This window comes from Novosphingobium umbonatum, from assembly GCF_004005905.1.
Classification (GTDB): domain Bacteria; phylum Pseudomonadota; class Alphaproteobacteria; order Sphingomonadales; family Sphingomonadaceae; genus Novosphingobium; species Novosphingobium umbonatum.
The window spans coordinates 287,792-306,941 of sequence record NZ_SACO01000002.1; the positions used below are offsets into that span (position 1 = coordinate 287,792).

At 62.3% G+C, this 19,150-nt stretch carries 17 protein-coding genes; 8 read left to right on the forward strand and 9 right to left on the reverse strand.

Going from position 1 to position 19,150, the window contains the following annotated elements:
• The 3 genes from murJ to EOE18_RS03640 all read left to right on the forward strand — a co-directional run bounded on the left by murJ (nt 1) and on the right by EOE18_RS03640 (nt 3,486).
• Nucleotides 1–1,578 carry a murein biosynthesis integral membrane protein MurJ gene (gene murJ, locus EOE18_RS03630; RefSeq protein ID WP_127706317.1) on the forward strand — a complete coding sequence of 526 codons (1,578 nt, stop codon included), beginning with the start codon at nt 1–3 and terminating at the stop codon, nt 1,576–1,578.
• Nucleotides 1,579–1,583: 5 nt separating this feature from the next.
• Nucleotides 1,584–2,603 carry a tryptophan--tRNA ligase gene (gene trpS / locus EOE18_RS03635; protein WP_127706319.1) on the forward strand — a complete coding sequence of 340 codons (1,020 nt, stop codon included), beginning with the start codon at nt 1,584–1,586 and terminating at the stop codon, nt 2,601–2,603.
• 241 nt (nt 2,604–2,844) lie between these two features.
• Nucleotides 2,845–3,486, forward strand: a complete 642-nt coding sequence (locus EOE18_RS03640) for a DUF4136 domain-containing protein (RefSeq protein WP_127706641.1) — start codon at nt 2,845–2,847, stop codon at nt 3,484–3,486.
• Between the two features lie 93 nt (nt 3,487–3,579).
• On the opposite strand, the gene EOE18_RS03645 is transcribed toward EOE18_RS03640, so the two are convergent.
• The 3 genes from EOE18_RS03645 to coaBC all read right to left on the reverse strand — a co-directional run bounded on the left by EOE18_RS03645 (nt 3,580) and on the right by coaBC (nt 6,031).
• Nucleotides 3,580–4,152, reverse strand: a complete 573-nt coding sequence (locus tag EOE18_RS03645) for a porin family protein (protein WP_127706321.1) — start codon at nt 4,150–4,152, stop codon at nt 3,580–3,582.
• A 231-nt stretch (nt 4,153–4,383) separates the two neighbouring features.
• Nucleotides 4,384–4,854, reverse strand: coding sequence for a dUTP diphosphatase (dut, locus tag EOE18_RS03650; protein WP_127706323.1), 471 nt, complete (start codon nt 4,852–4,854; stop codon nt 4,384–4,386).
• Nucleotides 4,841–6,031 (reverse strand): bifunctional phosphopantothenoylcysteine decarboxylase/phosphopantothenate--cysteine ligase CoaBC, encoded by a 1,191-nt coding sequence (gene coaBC, locus EOE18_RS03655; protein WP_127706325.1) that lies wholly within the window; start codon nt 6,029–6,031, stop codon nt 4,841–4,843. The genes dut and coaBC overlap by 14 nt, the downstream gene beginning before the upstream one ends.
• Before the next feature lie 580 nt (nt 6,032–6,611).
• Between coaBC and EOE18_RS03660 the strand changes: the two genes are divergently transcribed.
• On the forward strand, nt 6,612–7,241 hold the full coding sequence (locus tag EOE18_RS03660) for a hypothetical protein (protein ID WP_127706327.1): 630 nt from the start codon (nt 6,612–6,614) through the stop codon (nt 7,239–7,241).
• Here EOE18_RS03660 and EOE18_RS03665 read toward each other — a convergent pair.
• The 4 genes from EOE18_RS03665 to EOE18_RS03680 form a co-directional block, all read right to left on the reverse strand.
• The gene (locus tag EOE18_RS03665) at nt 7,219–8,376 is read right to left on the reverse strand and encodes a hypothetical protein (RefSeq protein ID WP_246027241.1); all 1,158 of its coding nucleotides are present in this window, start codon (nt 8,374–8,376) and stop codon (nt 7,219–7,221) included. The genes EOE18_RS03660 and EOE18_RS03665 overlap by 23 nt on opposite strands.
• The gene (gene ubiB, locus EOE18_RS03670; protein WP_127706329.1) at nt 8,343–9,899 is read right to left on the reverse strand and encodes a 2-polyprenylphenol 6-hydroxylase; all 1,557 of its coding nucleotides are present in this window, start codon (nt 9,897–9,899) and stop codon (nt 8,343–8,345) included. Before ubiB ends, EOE18_RS03665 begins: the two co-directional genes overlap by 34 nt.
• A 1-nt stretch (nt 9,900) precedes the next feature.
• Entirely contained in the window at nt 9,901–10,656 is a 756-nt protein-coding gene (locus tag EOE18_RS03675) for a class I SAM-dependent methyltransferase (RefSeq protein WP_127706331.1), read from the reverse strand.
• 85 nt (nt 10,657–10,741) lie between these two features.
• Nucleotides 10,742–11,599 (reverse strand): SurA N-terminal domain-containing protein, encoded by an 858-nt coding sequence (locus tag EOE18_RS03680; RefSeq protein WP_127706333.1) that lies wholly within the window; start codon nt 11,597–11,599, stop codon nt 10,742–10,744.
• 183 nt (nt 11,600–11,782) lie between these two features.
• Here EOE18_RS03680 and mutM point away from each other — a divergent pair, with 183 nt between their 5' ends.
• From mutM to dnaA, 3 genes are all read left to right on the forward strand, one after another.
• Complete coding sequence (mutM, locus tag EOE18_RS03685) at nt 11,783–12,598, forward strand: bifunctional DNA-formamidopyrimidine glycosylase/DNA-(apurinic or apyrimidinic site) lyase (protein WP_127706335.1); 816 nt, start codon at nt 11,783–11,785, stop codon at nt 12,596–12,598.
• Between the two features lie 187 nt (nt 12,599–12,785).
• The gene (gene rpsT, locus EOE18_RS03690; RefSeq protein WP_127706337.1) at nt 12,786–13,046 is read left to right on the forward strand and encodes a 30S ribosomal protein S20; all 261 of its coding nucleotides are present in this window, start codon (nt 12,786–12,788) and stop codon (nt 13,044–13,046) included.
• 580 nt (nt 13,047–13,626) lie between these two features.
• The gene (gene dnaA, locus EOE18_RS03695; protein ID WP_246027258.1) at nt 13,627–15,102 is read left to right on the forward strand and encodes a chromosomal replication initiator protein DnaA; all 1,476 of its coding nucleotides are present in this window, start codon (nt 13,627–13,629) and stop codon (nt 15,100–15,102) included.
• A 320-nt stretch (nt 15,103–15,422) separates the two neighbouring features.
• Here dnaA and EOE18_RS03700 read toward each other — a convergent pair whose 3' ends face one another.
• Entirely contained in the window at nt 15,423–15,857 is a 435-nt protein-coding gene (locus tag EOE18_RS03700) for a hypothetical protein (RefSeq protein WP_127706341.1), read from the reverse strand.
• Nucleotides 15,858–16,395: 538 nt separating this feature from the next.
• Here EOE18_RS03700 and EOE18_RS03705 point away from each other — a divergent pair.
• A complete protein-coding gene (locus EOE18_RS03705) occupies nt 16,396–17,175 on the forward strand; it encodes a HesA/MoeB/ThiF family protein (protein ID WP_127706343.1) in 780 nt (259 codons plus the stop codon).
• Here EOE18_RS03705 and EOE18_RS03710 read toward each other — a convergent pair.
• Complete coding sequence (locus EOE18_RS03710) at nt 17,164–18,990, reverse strand: HAMP domain-containing methyl-accepting chemotaxis protein (protein WP_127706345.1); 1,827 nt, start codon at nt 18,988–18,990, stop codon at nt 17,164–17,166. The two genes, EOE18_RS03705 and EOE18_RS03710, sit on opposite strands and share 12 nt — an antisense overlap.
• Nucleotides 18,991–19,150: the final 160 nt, after the last annotated feature.

Sequence of the window (19,150 nt, forward strand, 5' to 3'; positions counted from 1 at the left end):
ATGAACTTGTTGAAGGCCACAGGCACCATCGGCGGCCTGACCCTGCTCAGCCGCGTGCTGGGGCTGGCGCGCGATTCGCTGTTTGCCCGCATGGTGGGCGCAGGCTTTGCCTCGGACGCTTTCCTCGTCGCCTTCCGCCTGCCCAATATGTTCCGCGCCCTGTTTGCAGAAGGCGCCTTCGCCGCCGCTTTTGTGCCCATGTTCAACCAGAAAGTGGCCGACCCGCAAGGCAAGGGCCTGCCCGATGGCCTTGCCTTTGCCGAGGCCGCGCTTTCGGTGCTGTTGCCAGTGCTGGTGGTGATGACGCTGGCGCTGGAAGTCTTTGCATGGCCGGTCACATGGGCCTTGTCGGGCGGGTTCAATGGCCTCTCGCCCGACAAATTCGCCTTTGCCGTCTCGCTTTCGCGGCTGACCATTCCCTATCTGCTGCTGATCAGCCTTGTCGCGCTTTTGGGCGGCATCCTCAATTCGCTCCAGCAATTCTGGGTCAATGCCGCCGCGCCCATCCTGCTCAACCTGACGCTGATCGCCGCGCTTTTGTTCTTCCCCTCGCCCGATGCTCTGGTCGCCGCTACCCATCAGGCGCTGGCGGTCAGCATTTCGGGCGCGTTGCAACTGGCATGGCTGGCCCATGCCGCGCGGCGTAATGGCGTAAACCTGCGCCCGCGCTGGCCGCGCCTGACGCCGGATGTCAAAAAGCTGCTCAGCCTGATCTGGCCCGCAGCGGCAGGAGCAGGCGCGGTGCAGATCAATCTGGTGATCTCCACCGCGCTGGCCGCCAGCCTGCTCGACCATGGCAGTGTCACCTATATCTATATGGCCGACCGGCTGAACCAATTGCCGCTGGGCCTGATCGGCATTGCGCTGGGCACCGTGCTGCTGCCCACCATCAGCCGCCTGCTGGGCGCAGGCGACGAGGCAGGCGCGATGGAAACGCAGAACCGCGGGCTGGAACTGGCGCTGCTGCTCACCCTGCCCGCCACCATGGGGCTGGTGTTCTGTGGCGAGCCGATTGCCGCCGCTTTGTTCGGCTATGGCCGCTATACGGCGATGGACACCCATCTTACCGCGCAGGCTTTGGCCGCCTTCTCCATCGGCCTGCCCAGCTATATTTTGGTCAAAGTGCTGACGCCGGGCTATTATGCCCGCCACGACACCAAAACGCCGGTGCGCTATGCCACGATCAGCATGGGGGTGAACCTTGCGCTCAACCTGATCCTGATCCTGCCGTTGAAACATATGGGCCCGCCTTTGGCCACCGCCCTGTCCTCCACGGTCAATGTCGTGCTGCTCTATTCCACCTTGGTGCGGCGCGGCCATTTCGTGCTGGACGCGCGGGCGCGGCGGCGGATCTGGCGGCTTGCGCTGGCGGCTTTGGCGATGGGCGCGCTTTTGTTCAGCGCGCAAGGCCTGATCATGCCCTACACCCATGGCTCGTGGTTCTTGCGCCTTGGAGCCATGTCGGCACTGGTTTGCGCAGGCATTTGCGTTTATGGCCTGGCCACCTTGTTGCTGGGGGCTTTCACGCGGGAAGACCTTGGCCTCTTGCGGCGTCGCCGCGCCCCGACAAAAGAGTGAGATCTATGCGTATCGTTTCCGGTATCCAGCCCACTGGCAATCTGCACCTTGGCAATTATCTGGGCGCGATCCGCAATTGGGTGGCTTTGCAGGAACAGGCCGTGGCCACCGGCGGGCAGGCTTTCTATTTCCTGGCCGATCTGCACGCCATTTCCATGCCGCATGATCCGGCCAACCTGTCGGCCAACACGCGCGAGATGACCGCCGCGCTGGTCGCTTGTGGTATTGATCCGGACAAGAGCACCCTGTTCAACCAGACGCAGGTGCCCGCCCATGCCGAGTTGCAATGGCTGCTGAACGGCACGGCGCGCATGGGCTGGCTCAGCCGCATGACCCAGTTCAAGGACAAGGCGGGCAAGCATCGCGATTCGGTCTCGGTCGCGCTTTTCACCTATCCCGTGCTGCAGGCCGCCGACGTGCTGATCTATCAGGCCACCCATGTCCCCGTGGGCGAGGACCAGAAGCAGCATCTGGAACTGGCCCGCGACATTGCGCAAAAGTTCAACAATGACTTTGCTTCGGAAGACAAGCCCGTCTTCACCCTGCCCGATCCGATCATCCCGCCACAGGCCGCGCGCATCATGAGCTTGCGCGATGGCACGTCGAAGATGAGCAAGTCGGACGCCAGCGACATGAGCCGCATCAATCTGACCGATGATGCCGACACGATCATGGGCAAGATCAAAAAGGCCAAGACCGACCCCGAACCTTTGCCCTCCGAGGCCGAAGGGCTGGAAGGGCGGCCTGAAGCCAAGAACCTGCTGGGCATCTATTCGGCCATGTCGGGGCAGAGCGTGGCGCAGATTCTGGCCGACTTTGGCGGCAAGGGCTTTGGCGCCTTCAAGCCGGCGCTGGGCGAATTGCTGGTCGAACAACTGGCCCCGATCAACAACCGCTTTAACGAGCTGCGCCAGGACCGCGAGGCGCTGGACGCCATCCTGCGCAAAGGCGCGGCCAAGGCACGCGAGGCCGCCGCCCCGACGCTGGCGGCGACCTATGATGCGCTGGGTCTGGTTCGGGGATAATTGCCTCTTGGGGCAGGCACGCAAACCTGCCCCATTCAAGCGCCATTCATGCCTCTTGCCATAGCACTATCGCACATTACCCTAGCCCTGCGCTGATCAGGGCCAGAGTAAAGCGGTGCGGCCAAAAGGCGGATAAAATCAGAGGAGCATAAACATGAGTGGCGTCGCATCTCGTTTGATGAAAGCCCGCTGGGCGAGTCTGGTCGATGCCCGCTGGGCAAAGGCCGCTCTGGCCGGTGTCATGGTGCTGGGCCTTTCGGCCTGTGCCGATAGTTTCAACACGCAAGTCACCCGTTTCCAGTCGCAATTGCCCGCGCCGCAGGGGCAAACCTTTGCCATTGTGGCCGATGATGCCTCGCTGGCGGGCGGCATTGAATATGGCCAATATGCGCGTCTGGTGGCGGGCGAGCTGGTGAAAAAAGGCTATGTCGAGGCCGCCAACCCCGATGCTGCCAATCTGCTCGTGCGCTTCTCCTATGGCGTGGACAAGGGCCGCACCCATGTCGAATCCACCGGCATCCGCGATCCCTTCTGGGGCCCGTGGTACGGCCCGCGCTATGGTCGCGGATGGGGTGGCTGGGGCCCGGGCTGGGGCGGCGGCTTCCATGGCTATGGCACATGGGGCTATGGCTGGAACGACCCGTGGTTCGGCGGCGGCGTGCAAAGCTACACCGTCTATACCAGCGGCATCAGCGTAAAGATCGACAGCAAATCCGACGGCAAGCGCGTGTTCGAAGGCCGCGCGGAAGCCGCCTCCACCTCGAACCGCCTGTCCTATCTGGTGCCCAATCTGGTCGAAGCCTTCTTCACCGGCTTCCCCGGCAATTCGGGCGAAACGGTCCGCATCTCGGTCGCGCCGGAAAAGACCAAGGTCAAGAAATAAGCGCCGGCAACGGACACAGAAAAGGCGGACACAGAAAAGGGCCCTTGCGCAACATGGCGCAGGGGCCCTTTCCTTTACGCCAAGCCTGACAGCTTAGAAACGGACGCCCAGACCGGTGACCAGCTGGTCACGGGTGAAGCCATCCTTGTACGTGCTGTAACGATATTCAGCCAGCACATAGGCCGACTTGGTCAGGTTGAATTGCGCGCCAAGGCCAGTGCGGAACCCATCGAAATTGGTCGAATCCGAATAGCTGCGATAGGCTTCCTTCAACTGTGCGTTGGAATAGCCAGCCTTGACATAGAGATTCAGACGGTCTGCGGCAGCAAAGGTCAAACGGGCGCCAACATACAGATCGCGGCCCGCCGTGATCTTGTCGGTATAGCCATAATAGACGAACTCGTTCTTCACGGTCGAACCCGCCACTTCGGCGTCCAGGCCCAAAGCGATCTGCTCGGCCACGGGCACGTCATAACCCGCCGCCACACCATAGGCCACGCCAGAGCGCGAGACCGTGACTTTCGTACCGTTATAATAGGCGCTGTCGGAAACCTTGTCATAGCCCACCACTGCTTCGACGCGCGCACCACCAGGAGCTGCGGCATAAGCATTCGAAGACATGGCCGCCAGAACAACAGCGGCGGACAGCATTACAAAATTCTTCATTAATTAAACCTCTTGTCGCACCTGAAACAGGCAATCGCGCCCCTATTTCACCGCGCCCCCGGCATCCATGCGATCGTTCTCCATTCCGGAGCCTTTTATTTAAACCGCGCAGACGCATTCAGGCCGAGAGCCGCAAAAGCAGGCGCTGGCCCGATGCACAAATTGCATCCAAAATGAAAGAAGTAATTTCAATAGCTTGCCGCAAATGCGAAAGCCACGGCAAGGCGCAGATTAATTCCCCAGCGCCGCCACCCCGCCGGTGCTGCCAAACCCGCCCTCGCCACGCGCGGTGCTGTCCAGTTCAGCCACTTCCAGCCAGCTGGCCTGCACCACCGGCGCCAGCACCAGCTGCGCCACGCGATCACCGCGCGCGATGGCGAAATCCTGCTCGCCATGGTTGATCAGGATAACTTTCAATTCCCCGCGATAATCGCTGTCGATCGTGCCGGGCGTGTTGGGCACGGTGATGCCATGCTTTAACGCCAGCCCCGAACGCGGGCGCACCTGCACCTCGTAACCATGCGGAATGGCCAGAGCCAGCCCCGTGGCCACCGCATAGCGCTGCCCCGGCGCGATCACCACATCCTCGGCCGACACCACATCCATGCCCGCCGCGCCGCTGGTGGCATAGGCGGGCAAGGGCAGGTCCTCTCCATGGGGCAGGCGCTTCAAACGAACGGGAATCGGTTCAGACGAGTGCATCGATCATCCTTTCCACCAGAGCCTGCGCCACATCATCCTTGGGCGCCTCTGCCAAACTTTCCACGCCGGACGCGGTCACGATATGCACCGCATTGCGCGTGCCGCCCATCACATCCCCCGACACATCATTGGCCACAATCCAGTCGGCACCTTTGCGCGCCAGCTTGGCCTGCGCATGGCCGATCACATTTTCCGTTTCCGCCGCAAAGCCCACCACCAGCGCTGGCCGCTGCACATGGGCGCATAGCCCCGCCAGAATATCGGGGTTCTGCACCAAGGCCAGCGGAGGCACCTGCCCCGAACCATCCTTCTTCAGCTTTTGCTGGGCGGCATCCGCGCTGCGCCAATCGGCCACGGCGGCCACCATCACCGCCACATCCGCTGGCAAAGCCGCCTCCACCGCCGCCGCCATTTGCGCGGCGCTTTCCACATCCACACGGGTCACGCCAAAAGGCGTGGGCAGGTTCACCGGCCCCGCCACCAAAGTCACTTTCGCCCCCGCCTCTGCCGCCGCCCGCGCGATGGCAAAGCCCTGCAAGCCGCTGGAACGGTTGGCAATATAACGCACCGGATCAATCGGCTCATGCGTAGGGCCAGCGGTGACCAGCACATGCCTGCCCGCCAGCCGCCCGCGCAAGGGGGACATGGCGGCAGCAATATGTTGCACCACCACCTCCGGCTCGGGCAGGCGACCGGGGCCAAATTCGCCGCAAGCCATCATGCCCTCGTCCGGTTCCAGCACGGTAACGCCTCGCGCGCGCAGGGTCGCCACATTGGCTGTCGTCGCGCCATGTTGCCACATCCGTACATTCATCGCGGGCACCGCCATCACCGGCTTATCTGTCGCCAACAGCAAAGTGGTGGCCAGATCATCAGCAATGCCCGCCGCCATCTTGGCCATCAAATCCGCCGTGGCGGGGCATACCACCAAGAGATCGGCCTGACGCGACAGCTGGATATGGCCCATGCCCACTTCCGCGCCCACATCCCACAGGCTGGTATGCACATCGCGTTCGGACAAAGCCGCCAGCGTCATCTCGGTCACAAATTGCGCGCCGCCCTTGGTCAGCACACAGGTCACCTCAGCGCCTGCACGGCGGATCAGGCGGATCAGCTCGCAAGACTTATAGGCCGCAATGCCGCCGCCAATGATGAGCAGGATCTTTTTGCCATTCATGGAAGGCGTCTTAGCGCGGGGATGGGCCCGATGGGAAGCCTTGGTCAAAGCAGGATAGTCCTTACCCTTGGGAAAGAGGTGGCAAATTTGCGCTTTTCATCAAGCACATCGAGTGATAGCGTTGAAAAAATTGGATATATTCAGGCGGGGGGCTCCAATGAAAAAGCAGATCATATTTGTCGCGCTGGCCGCGATGCCGCTCTCTGCCTGTGGCCTTGTCGACAAGGCGCCGCAATTTGTTGGCCCCCCGCCGCCCCGGTCGCCCACACCCCCGTCAACAACACCCCCGTCAACCCCAACCCCGCCAACCGACGCCGGACGAACCCCGGCCAGCGTTCCGGAACCGGAAGATCTACCACCGCCCAGCACTGTGCCTGGACCGGGGTCGACGCCTGCGGAACCGACGCCTACGGAACCGGCGGAAAATCCAGCCCAGCCTGCCCCGTCAGAGTCGCAGCACCCCGGCCCAAGGCCAGCCCATCGCCACCCCTCGCCAGCACGTGGCCAAGAGGAGCACCAAGCTCCCGCGATCGAAAACCATTCCCTTTTCGACGTTTGTATCGCCTATCCGCTGTCCTATATGATGGCTTATGCCAGCAGCGCCGACGAGCGCCAGTCCAGCACATATATCTCGCTGGCGCTGGGCAAGAGCCATGAGGCATGCAACAAGGCCGAGCAGGACCTGCGCGATGCCTTGAGCAATGTCGCAAAGAATTTGCAGATCCAAACCATCGTTGCAAAGGCAGGAGAAGTCTTTGCTGCATCCCTTGTCGCGGAAAAGCCAAAACTGCTCGGCATCACCCCGCCCCCCGACCAGTCAAAGACCCGGAACATAACCCGGGATCCAAGCATTCCCCTGCGTTGGCAATGGTTTATCGAACCCTTGGCCGGAACTTGTGTCGCCACGCCCCGCACTGTGTCTTTCACCTTCTATCGCGACCAGATGAACGGCGATATGATGACCGGCAGCAAAACCGCAAAGGTCGTGATCGACAGCTCTCTCATCGGCTGCGGCAATTACCTGACAGGTTTGCTCAAAGCATTCGAGACCTCGTGGGTCGAAGGCGCATTGGGCACATTCTTGACAATAGTGGCGGCAATTTGGGCAAAATTCAGCCAGATTCGTGATTTTTTCACAAAGCTCGCCCAAAAAATACGCAAAAAGCCAAAAGCCAGCCCCACCCCCGCTACGCCACCCAATCTCGGTTAAACGCCGCGCGCCATAGCGAGCATCCCGCCATAGGCGCAAAGACCAGCCCCAGCGCCATCACCGGCGTAATCATCGCGCCCCAGTAAAAATTGTCGGGCCGCCCCGCCACGGCAAAGGCAAAGCCATAGCCGGTGTAGAGCAGGAAGCCCGTCACCCCCGCGCTCGACCGCCATCCGGCCCAGCCCAGCAGCATCAGGATCGTCAGTGGTCCCGCGATAGTATGCGGCAGGAAACGCAGGTTGGAGGATAGCACTGTATTGGCCAGAAACCCGCCCAAGCCCCGCATAGCCAGCCAACTGGGGCCGGTTGGATCACTGGGCAATGTATGCAGCGCCACCAGATGCAAATGCCACGCCAAGCCAAGCGCAAACAGCACCACCAAAGCGCCCCAAGCCAAGGCCTCACCCCAAGCCCGCCGCCATGCCGCCATCGCGCCCATCAGAGCCACAAAGGGCAAACTATGTTCACGGATCGCCAGAGCCAGCCCCGCCACCAGCACCGCGCCCAGCCAGCGCTTTTGTTCTGGCCGATGCAGCCCGAAGGCCAAAGCCAGCAGCATCCCTGCCCACAGCTCATGCAGCACGAAATAATAGCGGTTGAGCCCCAAGGCCGCGCCGAAAAACACCAATGCCGTGCCAATCCGCCGCAATTCGGGCGAAACGCCCAAAGCGCACAGCCGCCCCCACCAGCTACCCACCACGCCCGCCATCAGCGCCAGCGCGGCCAGCACGGGCACAGGCGCCAAGCCATCCTCGCGCAACCCCGACCATGCCGCCAGATAGGCCAGAGTAGGCAGCCGCACCGCCACCCCGGGTCGCAAGGGATAATCGGCCCGCCGATGCTCCTGCGCGATAAAGTCGTAGTAATTCTCACCCGCGCGAATGCGGGCGATGGCACGGTCATAAAGCGCCAGATCAGCGTCTCGCGGCCTTGCCGCCGCCTTACTCCCACCCACCAGCCGCGCCACGCTGGGCGGCTTGGCCGCCTGCCCGCGCCCCACGGTCAAGGGCACCACCGCGCTGGCCACCAGCAAAACCGCCAGCAAGGCCAGCGCCAACCGCGCAGGCCAAGCTCCCCAGCCGGCGAAGCGATCCGCCGCCCTTAAAGGCTGATACCATGCTCCAGCGCCAACCATGCCACCACACCTCCGATCAGGAAGCTGGCAGCATATCGTAGCCAACCGTTAGGATTACGTTGACCACGTTCGAAAATCAGCGCCACATCGGGCAAAGGCGGCGGTTCGGGCGCGCCACCCTTGGGCGGAAACGCCTCCTCGATCCGGTCGAGCAGCGCGGGCAGCTTGGCCAGACGCGTCAGGCCCAACCGGACGCCGCGGGCAATCGCCGCCTCTGGCCCCAATTCATCGCGCATCCATTCGGACACAAACGGGCCGGACACATCCCACATATTGATGTCGGGATGCAATTGCGTGGCCAGCCCTTCGACCATCACCATCGTCTTTTGCAACAGCAACAGATGCGGCTGGGTCACCATGTCGAAATCGCGGGTGATGGCAAACAGCCCGTCCAGCATCTGCCCGACCGAGAGTTCCTTCACCGATTTGCCACGCATCGGCTCGCCCACCGCGCGCAGGGCGGTCGCGAATTCCTCAAGGTTGTGATAGGAAGGCACATATTGCGCTTCAAAATGGATCTCGGCCACGCGGCGGTAATTGCCGGTGGTCAACCCATGGATAATCTCGCCCAGCCAGACGCGGGCCTGCCGGTCGATCCGGCCCATAATGCCGAAATCGATGGCGGCAATCGTGCCATCCTTCTCGATGAACAGATTGCCCTGATGCATATCGGCATGGAAATAGCCCAAGGCCACCGCCTGCGTCAGGAAAGCGATCACCAGGCGCTTGGCCAGCTCCTCCAGATCAACCCCTTGCGCGCGCAGGGCGTCACGGTCGCTGATCTTGGTGCCCTCGATCCATTCCAGCGTCATCACGCTGCCGCAGGTGCGGTCCCAATCGATAGCGGGGATGCGATAACCGGCCACGCCCGCCATCTTCTCCGCCAATTCGCTGGCCGAGGCGGCCTCGCGGCGCAGGTCCAGCTCGCGCAGGGTCCAGCGCTTGAAATTGGCGATCACCAGACGCGGGCGCAGGCGCGCAGCCTCGCCGCCAAAGGCCTCCAGATGGGCGGCGGCCCATTCATAGGTCTGGATATCCTGCGCGAATTTTTCACGGATGCCCGGGCGCAGCACCTTCACCGCCACCTTGCGCCCGTCCAGCGTCACCGCGCGATGCACCTGCGCGATCGAGGCCGCGCCCACCGGCTCTTCCTCGATGCTGGTGTAGAGATCCTCCAGCTTGCGGCCAAAGGCGCTTTCGATCTCGGTACGGATCGCGGCAAAGGGCACCGGCGGCAGGCTATCCTGCAGGCTCAGCAGATTGCGCGCGGCTTCATCGCCCACCACATCGGGCCGCGTCGCCAAAGTCTGGCCCAGCTTGATCGCGGCGGGGCCAATCGCACGAAAAGCGCCCGCATAATCGGGCTGATCAGGCTGACGCGTGCCGAAACGCGCGATGCGGCACAGGCGGCGCACCGGCGCGGGGGCATGAGGCGCGTCCTCGATAATGCGCAAGGCGCCATGGCGGGCCAACACCCGCCCCCAACCGAGCAGGCGAAGAATATGCGTGCGATGCGATGCCAAGTTAGATCTTCCACCCCGAATGGATGGCCACCAGCCCGCCCAGAATCGGCTCGACGCGGGTGTTGGTGAAACCAGCGTCGCGGATCATTTGTTCAAAGGCAGGCATAGTGGGGAAGCGGCGGATCGATTCGATCAGATAGCGATAGGAATCGGCATCGCCTGCAATCATCTGGCCCAATTGCGGCACCAGCTTGTGCGAATAGGCGTCATAGACTTCCTTGAAACCGGGCCATTCGGTGGTGGAGAACTCAAGGCAGTAAAAACGCCCGCCGAATTTCAGCACGCGATGCGCCTCGGCCAGCGCCTTGTCGATACGCGTCACATTGCGAATGCCGAAAGCGATGGTGTAGGCGTCGAACACGCGGCTCTCGAAACTCAATTCTTCCGCATTCTGGCGGCTCCAGACGAGGCCGTCGATGCCGCGTTCCATCGCGCGTTCAATGCCAACGTCCAGCATGTCCTGATTGATGTCCGACACGGTGATGCTGGCCCCGCGCGCGGCCATGCGGAAGGCAATGTCGCCCGTGCCGCCCGCCATGTCCAGAATCTGCTCGCCATGCTGGGGCTTGACGCGGCGGACGAATTTATCCTTCCACAGCCGGTGCATCCCCGCCGACATGGCATCATTCATGATGTCATATTTCTTGGCCACATTGGAAAAGACCTCGCCCACCTTGGCGGTCTTTTCTTCGGGAGAAACCTCCTCATAGCCAAAGGATACGGTTTCGGGCTGGGCGTTCTGGAGAGTGTCGTTCATGGCCCTGCGCTTTAGGCTGCTTTTGCCGCTTCGGGAAGGGCTTGTAAGGGGCAGGCAGGGGAAATAGGCGCCTGCCCCCGTCCCCTCACTTGGCCGCAGCAGGCGCCTTGGTGGCAGGCGGCGTAAACTCCTTGGCATATTCGATCTTGGCCACCAGCCTGGCCTGCTTGACGCGGTCCTCCATCGCCTTGTTCACCGCCTCCTGCTTCATCATGCCCTTGGCCGCCTCGCGCGCCTTGGCCATGTCCACCGGCGCCGACTGGCTGCCCGTCACCACCGAGGCGACCACCGCGCCATTTTGCGGCGTGGCAAAAGGCTCACCTGCGGGCAGGGCATCGATCTTTTGCGCCAAGGCGGGCGGGATCTTGGCACTGTCCAACTGACCGCGACCGCGCTGGCTGGGCATATTATGCTTGGCCAGCACCCCTGCGATGGCGTCCAGCGAATGGGCCGCCTCGATCTCGCTGATCACCAACTTGTCCTTGGGCATGGGGAAGGCCAGCTGGTCCAGCGCGTAAATCTTGCGCCCGCCAAACAGCGAGGCATTCTTGGCAATATAGCTGTCGACCGCGGCCTCGTCGGGGGCCTGCACGTCACCTGCCGCCTTGGCCGCCAGTCGGCGCACCAGCAGATCCTCGCGCATAGCGGCCAGTTCCACCGCGAAATCGGGCTGCTTGTCGATCTCTTCCTTCTCCGCCTGCTGGGCCAACAGGCGACGGTCGATCACTTTTTGCAACAATTGCACAGCGGCGGCCTGCTTGTCGGGCATGCCCGCCAAAGCCTCGGGCGGCAGGCTGGCCATGGCCGCCTTCAATTCAGTCTGGGTGATTTCGGTGCCATCCACCTTGGCCACCACTTGCCCGCCGACCGGCTTGTCCCCCTTGCATCCGGCCAACAGGGCCGCCCCCACCAGCAACAGGGCATAAGCGCGCTTCGATGTCATAAATACTCCAGATCCCGTTTATGGCGAAGCTACATCGCGCAAACAGCCAAGGGCAATAAAGAATAGATCCCTAACCGACCATGGAAAACATGGCTCAAAACGAACAAAACGGCGCCGCCGAAAGAGGAGCCTCGCCCTTCAAGCCCACTCGCCAAGCCCCTGCCCTGCGCCTACAACCACGCCATGCCAGAGCTACCCGAAGTCGAAACCACCCTGCGCGGCCTTGCCACCTATCTGCAGGACGAACGCATCATCCGCGTGGAGATCCGCCGCGAGGGGCTTCGCCGCCCTTTTCCCCCCGATCTGGCGCAGGCGCTGACCGGCGCTACCGTCACTGGCCTATCGCGCCGCGCCAAATATGGCCTGATCGCCACGGACCGTGACCGGACGATGGTGTTCCATCTGGGCATGTCGGGCCGGTGGCGCATCGATCCCGACACTCAGGACAAGCATGACCATCTGATCCTGAAAACCGATTCCGGCCATGTGCTGGCCTTGAACGATGCGCGCCGCTTCGGCTCGGTCGATCTGGTCGATACGGACAAGCTGCAAGGCTGGGGCCCGCTGGCCGGTTTGGGGCCGGAACCTTTGGAGGATGATCTGACCGTCGACCATCTGGCGAATCGTTTCGCGGGCAAGGTCAGCGCGGTCAAACTCCTGCTGCTCGATCAGGCCATCGTGGCGGGCTTGGGCAATATCTATGTCTGCGAGGCGCTGTTCCGCGCGGGCGTGGCCCCCTCCCGTGCAGGGCGCGATGTGACGCGCGCCGAGCTGGAGCGCCTCCTGCCCGCCATCCGGCAGGTCTTGCAGGAAAGCATTGCCGCGGGCGGTTCCACCATCCGCGATTATGCCCAGCCCAACGGTGAATTGGGCTATTTCGCCGCCAATTGGCAGGTCTATGGCCGCGAGGGTCAGGCTTGCACCAGCTGCGCCACCCCGATAGAGCGCATGACGCAAGGCGGGCGCTCCAGTTTCTGGTGCCCCACCTGTCAAAGTTGAATTTCAGGCGGCACCGGCCGTCTACCCCTGCCGCATTTTCAAGGCACCAAGCGGGTCAAACCGCAAGATCGCCTTGACGATTCGCCTATAGCCCATTAAGGGCGCCGCTTCTGGCGGGTCCTGCGGGCCCGCGATCCAGTTATTTGGTAGCATTTTCCGGCCATCAGCGGCCGATACGAGGAAACACATGGCCAATACGCCGCAAGCCCGCAAGCGCATCCGCCGCAATGAGCGCCGCGCCGAAATCAATGGTGCACGCCTGTCGCGCATCCGCACCTTCGTGAAGAAGGTGGAAGCCGCCCTTGAAGGTGGTGACAAGACCGCAGCTGCTGCTGCCCTGCTGGCCGCCCAGCCTGAACTGGCTCGTGGCGTTGCCCGCGGCGTGCTGCACAAGAACACGGCCTCGCGCAAGTTTGCGCGCCTGACCAAGGCCGTCTCGGCTCTGTGATTCGGGCATAGGGGTTTGCGGTCCTACGGATTCGCCCCCCCTATGGATTCGCTCTAGGTAGCCTCCGGCGCCCCGCGCCACGCAGGTTAACCTTTTAGACGAATTACGGGCATTTACATGGTTAAAGCCGTCGAGCTTCTCGGCGGCTTTTTCTATGCCCGAAAGCGAGGGAAAATGGAGCTTTTCGCAAACCTAGGAAATCCCGCGATTCGCATGGGGCTGAATTTATAAATACCTGTTTTTATTGATATTTTTTGCAAATGGCGGATTTCTGCGACCCTCTGGTGTCAAGCCAATTATTTCAAAATTTTTGCAGATAACGCCCTTGCCCCACCCCTCCATCACCCATAAAACGAACCTGTCAGCAGCGCCCGAGCGGCCCGCCTGACTTCACAGCACAGTCTGTTTTTTCTTGAGTGGTCCTGCCGCACCCCTGTGCGGCGGGCGGGGGTAAGTTTTCGCTGGGGGTTTCCCCTCGGCGCAAACGCGTATGCAATGCGGGAGCAAGTGAGTGACGGGAACCACGTGGGGCGGACGACGCGCAGAAGCAGCGCCGGCCAAGGGTAAAGCTGCGCAAGCTTTGCCTGCCGACGATCAGGAAGCGCTCGATCTCGCCGCAGATTGGGCCGACATCTGCCAGGGCCTGAAAAAGGATCTGGGCCAACAGCTGTTCAACCAATGGATTCGCCCGATCCAGCTGGGTGCCTATAACAAGGACACCGGCACGCTCGACCTCTATCTGCCCACCGAATTTTCTGCCAATTGGGTGTCGGACCGTTTCGCCGACCGCCTGTCGCTGGCGTGGAAAATCGCCCGCGACATGCGCCATGTGCGAATCAGCGCCCAGCCCGGCCGCCGCGCCATGCCCGACCTGCGCCTGGCCCGCAGCGCGCCCAGCATCAGCCCCGCCGCCCCCGCTTTGGGCGCCCTGTCGAATGACAGCGATGCGCCCGCGCCCGCCCGCGCCCCCCGTGCGCCCGCCAGCCGTTCGATGCCGACCACCACGGTGGCCACCGACACGCTGGCGCTGGCCTCGATCGGTCTGGACCCCAGCCTGACCTTCACCAGCTTTGTCACCGGCACCTCCAACGTGCTGGCCTTTAACGCCGCCCAGCGCATGGGCGCGCTCGAAGCGCCGCAATTCTCGCCGCTCTATCTCAAGGCCGCCACGGGGCAAGGCAAGACCCATCTGATGCATGCCATCGGCCATGCCTTCATGGCCGCCCATCCCAACGCCCGCATCTTCTATTGCAGCGCCGAACGCTTCATGGTCGAATTCGTGCAGGCCCTGCGCCAGAACCAGATGATCGAGTTCAAATCGCGCCTGCGCGGCTTTGACCTGCTGCTGGTCGACGATATCCAGTTCATCATCGGCAAGGCTTCGGCGCAGGAAGAACTGCTCTACACGATCGACGCCCTGCTGGCCGAAGGCAAGCGTCTGGTGTTCGCCGCCGACCGCAGCCCGCAAGCTCTGGACGGCGTCGAACAGCGCCTCCTCTCGCGCCTGTCGATGGGTCTGGTGGCCGATATCCAGCCCGCCGACATCGACCTGCGCCGCGCCGTGCTCAACCACCGCCTCGCCCGCTTTGCCTCGGTGCAAGTGCCCGCCGATGTGATCGAATTCCTCGCCCGCACCATCAACCGCAACGTGCGCGAATTGGTCGGCGGCCTCAACAAGCTGATCGCCTATGCCCAGCTCACCGGCCAGCCGGTCAGCCTTGCCCTTGCCGAAGACCAGTTGACCGACATCCTCTCGGCCAACCGCAAGCGCATCACCATCGACGAGATTCAGCGCACCGTCTGCCAATTCTACCGCGTAGACCGCACCGAAATGTCCTCCAAGCGCCGCGCCCGCGCCGTGGTGCGCCCGCGTCAGGTGGCCATGTATCTCTCCAAGGTGCTGACCCCGCGCTCCTACCCCGAAATCGGCCGCAAATTCGGCGGGCGCGATCATTCCACCGTCATCCACGCCGTGCGCCTGATCGAAGACCTGCGCACCCGCGACGCCGACATCGACGGCGATGTGCGTTCGCTGTTGCGCCAGCTGGAAAGCTAAGCGCAAAACTCCGGTAAAACCTGTTTACGGGCGGTGCATAGAGCTTCTCAAAAGCCTGTGCACCGCCTGTTGGCATGCCTGTGGATAAGCTGTTGATGCAGGGTGGGTAGCCCTGTGCATCACCGGTGGGGAAGCCTGTGGGTTCGCAGGGGATGGGCTGTGGGCGGGGTGTTTACAAGTGCCTCCGGCGGGAGGTCTTTATGCCTCCGGCGGGCAAAGGGCGGGGGCCCTTTGCAATCCCTTTACTCTGTAAGGCTTCGTCCGATACGTAGCGCTATCACTGATTTGAAAGCCGCTGCGCGGCGGGTCTGACTGACAAATCAGTGCGGATGGTCATCCACATTTTTGATGGCTTCCCACCAGATATGCCCTGTAGCCGCTCCTGCGATCGCCCCAAATATGCTCAAAACATAAACCCCAGGCGCATGGAGAATCACCGCTCCTGCAACGGGAATAACCGAGCCGAGGGCAATTCCTGCACCACGATAGGCATCCCCGCTTTCCAGCCCTCGCATTCGCAAGAAAAGCGTAAGCGGAAGGCCGAAAATCAAACTTGTTGCAAGAACTATAGGAAACGAAATCATCAACGGCAGGAACGCAAACCAGAGCATTCCCCGCAGATTGCCATCTCCATGCCCGCCATCGAGTGCTACTGCTATGGCCGAAACAAAAGTCACCATCAAAAAAGGCGCACAACCAATCACAGCTCCGCACAACACGGATTTGGCAAAGGCTTTTATCATATCAGCCATCAATCACAGTAATGCAACGCAAACAACTTAATTTTTGATCACTCAACTTCCCCCTTTCCTACACCAAACCAAATCGGTTAATCCTGCACCTATCCACGCTCAACCGGACAGCTGCGGGGCGGTGTGGTGTTTTCAGGCCGGTGTTTGGATGAGCGGGAAAGCGCGGATTGTGTTTGAAGCCGTGAACCCACGCAGACCAAGCGCCAACGGGCTGGGGTATGGGCGATAAGCCTATCGAGAAAAGCGGGATTTGCGAGACCTACCGCTTTTTGGCCACCAGTCCTCAGGTTCGAGTCGGGCTGTGAAGCAATGCGGCTACCCGACCCTTCGCACGTGCACGCGGCCCTTCGCGCCACCCGTATGGGCGCCTCAAACACCGGCCTGATATCCCATCCGCCCCCAGCGGAGTCCCCACCGCGCCAACCCGCCGCGCGACCCATTAACGGGATTGCCAAGGGACGAGTCCCTTGGCCCGCCGGAGGCACATCAAACCCTTGCCCCAACCGCCCCCCTCTCCTATCTCTCCCCCATGACCTCAGGCATGACCCCAGACCGCCTCTCCCGCTTCGCCCGCCATATTGTCCTGCCCGAAGTGGGCGGCGTGGGGCAGATGGCGCTGGCGGGGGCGCATGTGGTGGTGATCGGCTGCGGCGGGATTGGCAGTCCGGCGATCCAATATCTGGCGGCGGCGGGTGTGGGTCGCCTGACGCTGATCGACGATGATCGGGTGGAGGCCAGCAACCTACAACGCCAGACGATCTTTACCGAGGCCGACATCGGCCAGAGCAAAGCCCAAGCCGCCGCCGATTGGGTGCAACGCTTTGACCCCGCGATAGACGTCACCGCGCATCAAACCCGCATCTGCGCAGAAAACGCTCAGGCGCTGCTAAAAGACGCAACAATCATCCTCGACGGCTGCGACAATTTCGCCACCCGCCTTGCCGTGTCCGACGCTGCGGTGGCGGCGCAAATCCCGCTCACCACAGCGGCGGTAGGCCGCTTTCAGGGGCAGGTCGCCAATTTCGCCGGCCACCTTGATCAACACGCCTGCTACCGCTGCTTTGTCGGCGATGCCTTTGACGCCACCGACTGCGACACTTGCGCCGCCGATGGGGTGCTGGGCGCCTTTGTCGGCATGGTGGGCACGATGGCGGCGCAATCGGCGATCCGCATCATCCTCCACGCGGCAGGTGCCCCCGGCCCGCTGGCCGATCCGCAATGGGGGCGGCTGCATCTGATCGACGGACTGGCGCCTTCGCTGCGCACGATCACCATTCCCGCCGATCCGGCCTGCGCCGCGCAACCCTCTTCAGGCGCTTAACGCCAGCCTCACCTTGTCCGCCACCGTGCCGCCGCGCAGGGTCTGGCGGCGGTTCTGCTGGCCGCCCACTTCAGGCCGCGTGTCAACATTGCGGGTGCGGAACGAACTGACAAGCTTGGACAGGGCCGTGGCCTCGTCGGACATGTCGCGGGTGGCGGCGCTAGTCTGCTCGACCATGGCCGCATTCTGCTGGGTCACGCGGTCGATCTCGTTCACCGTGTGATTGACCTGCACGATATTGCCCGCCTGCATTTCCACGCTGCTGGCAATTTCGGACACCACGCCATTGATGTCGCCAATCCGCGCCAGAATACCGCCCAGCAAGTCGCCCGTATCCTTCACCAATTGCACGCCGCCCGCCACCTGATCGACCGAAGTGTTGATCAGCGTCTTGATATCCTTGGCCGCATCGGCGCTGCGCTGGGCGAGGCCTCGCACTTCATTGGCCACCACGGCAAAGCCCTTGCCCGCATCGCCCGCCCGCGCCGCTTCTACACCAGCGTTGAGCGCCAGCAGGTTGGTCTGGAAAGCGATCCCGTCGATCACCGCGATGATCTGGCTGATCTCCTGCGCGCTGCTTTCAATCGCGGTCATCGCCTGCACCGCACGGGTGACAACATCGCCGCCTTGCGTCGCCTGTTCATAGGTCTGGCCCATTTGCACCCGCATGTCGCCGGTGCGGGCGGCAATGCGCTTCACCCCGTCGGTCACCTGACGCAGCGCGGCGGTGGTTTCCTCCAGACTGGCGGCCTGCTCGGCGTTGCGCTGGGCCAGATCGTCGGCGGCGGTGCGGATCTCGCCAATCGTGGCCATCAGGCTGCTGGTGCCCACGCGCACCGTGCCCAAGGCCTGCGCCAAAGCGCGGATCGCATCGTTGAAATTGGCGCGCAGCGTTTCATATTGCGGCGGAAATGGCGCCTCGATCCGGTATTCCAGATCCTTGGCGGCCATCTTGTCCAATCCAGAGGACAGGGCCTCCACGATCTGCCGCTGCTCGGCCATATCGCGGGCGGAGGCCTCCTGTGCGCGATGGGTCACGCCAATCTTGATCGCGTCCAAAGCATGGGCGATCTCGCCCACCTCATCGGTCAAATCCCGCCCCGGTACGTGGCGATCCAGATCTCCGCCCGCCATATCCTGCATCGCCCCCGCCAGATTGGACAAGGGCCGCGTCACGCGGTGGCGCATCAGCCAGATGGTGAAAATCGCGGTCAGCGCCGTCAAGGCGCAGAGAAAGGCCGATTGCTCGATCGCGCGGGTGATCGTCTGGTGGTTGCGGGCCACCAGTTCATCGCCCGCTTTCTGGTTATATTCCAGCTCTGCCGTCGCCGCCTTCTGCAATTCAGGCCCCAGCGGCGACAATTCCTTTTCGTATTTTTCCATGGCGAGCGCGTGGTTTACCGGGGCCAATTGGCGCACCTGTGCCGATATCTGCTTCCAATGCTCCCATTGAGCGCAAAGTTTGTCATAAATCGCCTGTTCTTCGGCATCCGACAGCAGCGGCTTATAGGCGATCAGCTTTTGGTCGATCTCGGCCATCTGGTCATTCATTTTCTTGGCATTGGCCCGCTGGCCCTCCTCGCTCAGATCGAGCAGGCCCTTGACCGAGCTGATCCGCACCGCAATCATCGCGCCACGAATATTGGCGATCTGCGCGATGCTGGGCATAGTATTCCTGCCTAATTCCTGCGCACTGGCATCGGCCTCGATCGCCGATTGGATGGGAACGAGTCCCGCCGCAATGCCCGACACAGACAGCAAAACAATTGCCCCAAAGGAAATTGTTCCGATCTTCACCCCACCAAGGAAAGCCATACAAACTGCCCTTCACAATTCTTTTCTATTCGTGGGATGAAATAGAACACAGGCGGATAAATTATGCCGCAATGCGAAATTACGCAAAAACAACCATGAGGTTTTGTAGGAAAGCGACATGGCGCCCGCCGCGCCCACTCCCTTGCAACACGGGCCGCTC

Excerpts from the sequence above, each read along its gene's own strand:
- mutM (WP_127706335.1), top strand. The coding sequence starts at position 11,783 with ATGCCAGAGCTACCCGAAGTCGAAACCACCCTGCGCGGCCTTGCCACC.
- dut (WP_127706323.1), bottom strand. The coding sequence starts at position 4,854 with ATGCACTCGTCTGAACCGATTCCCGTTCGTTTGAAGCGCCTGCCCCAT.
- rpsT (WP_127706337.1), top strand. The coding sequence starts at position 12,786 with ATGGCCAATACGCCGCAAGCCCGCAAGCGCATCCGCCGCAATGAGCGC.
- EOE18_RS03710 (WP_127706345.1), bottom strand. The coding sequence starts at position 18,990 with ATGGCTTTCCTTGGTGGGGTGAAGATCGGAACAATTTCCTTTGGGGCA.
- trpS (WP_127706319.1), top strand. The coding sequence starts at position 1,584 with ATGCGTATCGTTTCCGGTATCCAGCCCACTGGCAATCTGCACCTTGGC.
- coaBC (WP_127706325.1), bottom strand. The coding sequence starts at position 6,031 with ATGAATGGCAAAAAGATCCTGCTCATCATTGGCGGCGGCATTGCGGCC.
- EOE18_RS03645 (WP_127706321.1), bottom strand. The coding sequence starts at position 4,152 with ATGAAGAATTTTGTAATGCTGTCCGCCGCTGTTGTTCTGGCGGCCATG.
- EOE18_RS03660 (WP_127706327.1), top strand. The coding sequence starts at position 6,612 with ATGATGGCTTATGCCAGCAGCGCCGACGAGCGCCAGTCCAGCACATAT.
- EOE18_RS03640 (WP_127706641.1), top strand. The coding sequence starts at position 2,845 with ATGGTGCTGGGCCTTTCGGCCTGTGCCGATAGTTTCAACACGCAAGTC.
- EOE18_RS03665 (WP_246027241.1), bottom strand. The coding sequence starts at position 8,376 with ATGGTTGGCGCTGGAGCATGGTATCAGCCTTTAAGGGCGGCGGATCGC.
- EOE18_RS03705 (WP_127706343.1), top strand. The coding sequence starts at position 16,396 with ATGACCCCAGACCGCCTCTCCCGCTTCGCCCGCCATATTGTCCTGCCC.
- EOE18_RS03675 (WP_127706331.1), bottom strand. The coding sequence starts at position 10,656 with ATGAACGACACTCTCCAGAACGCCCAGCCCGAAACCGTATCCTTTGGC.
- murJ (WP_127706317.1), top strand. The coding sequence starts at position 1 with ATGAACTTGTTGAAGGCCACAGGCACCATCGGCGGCCTGACCCTGCTC.
- EOE18_RS03680 (WP_127706333.1), bottom strand. The coding sequence starts at position 11,599 with ATGACATCGAAGCGCGCTTATGCCCTGTTGCTGGTGGGGGCGGCCCTG.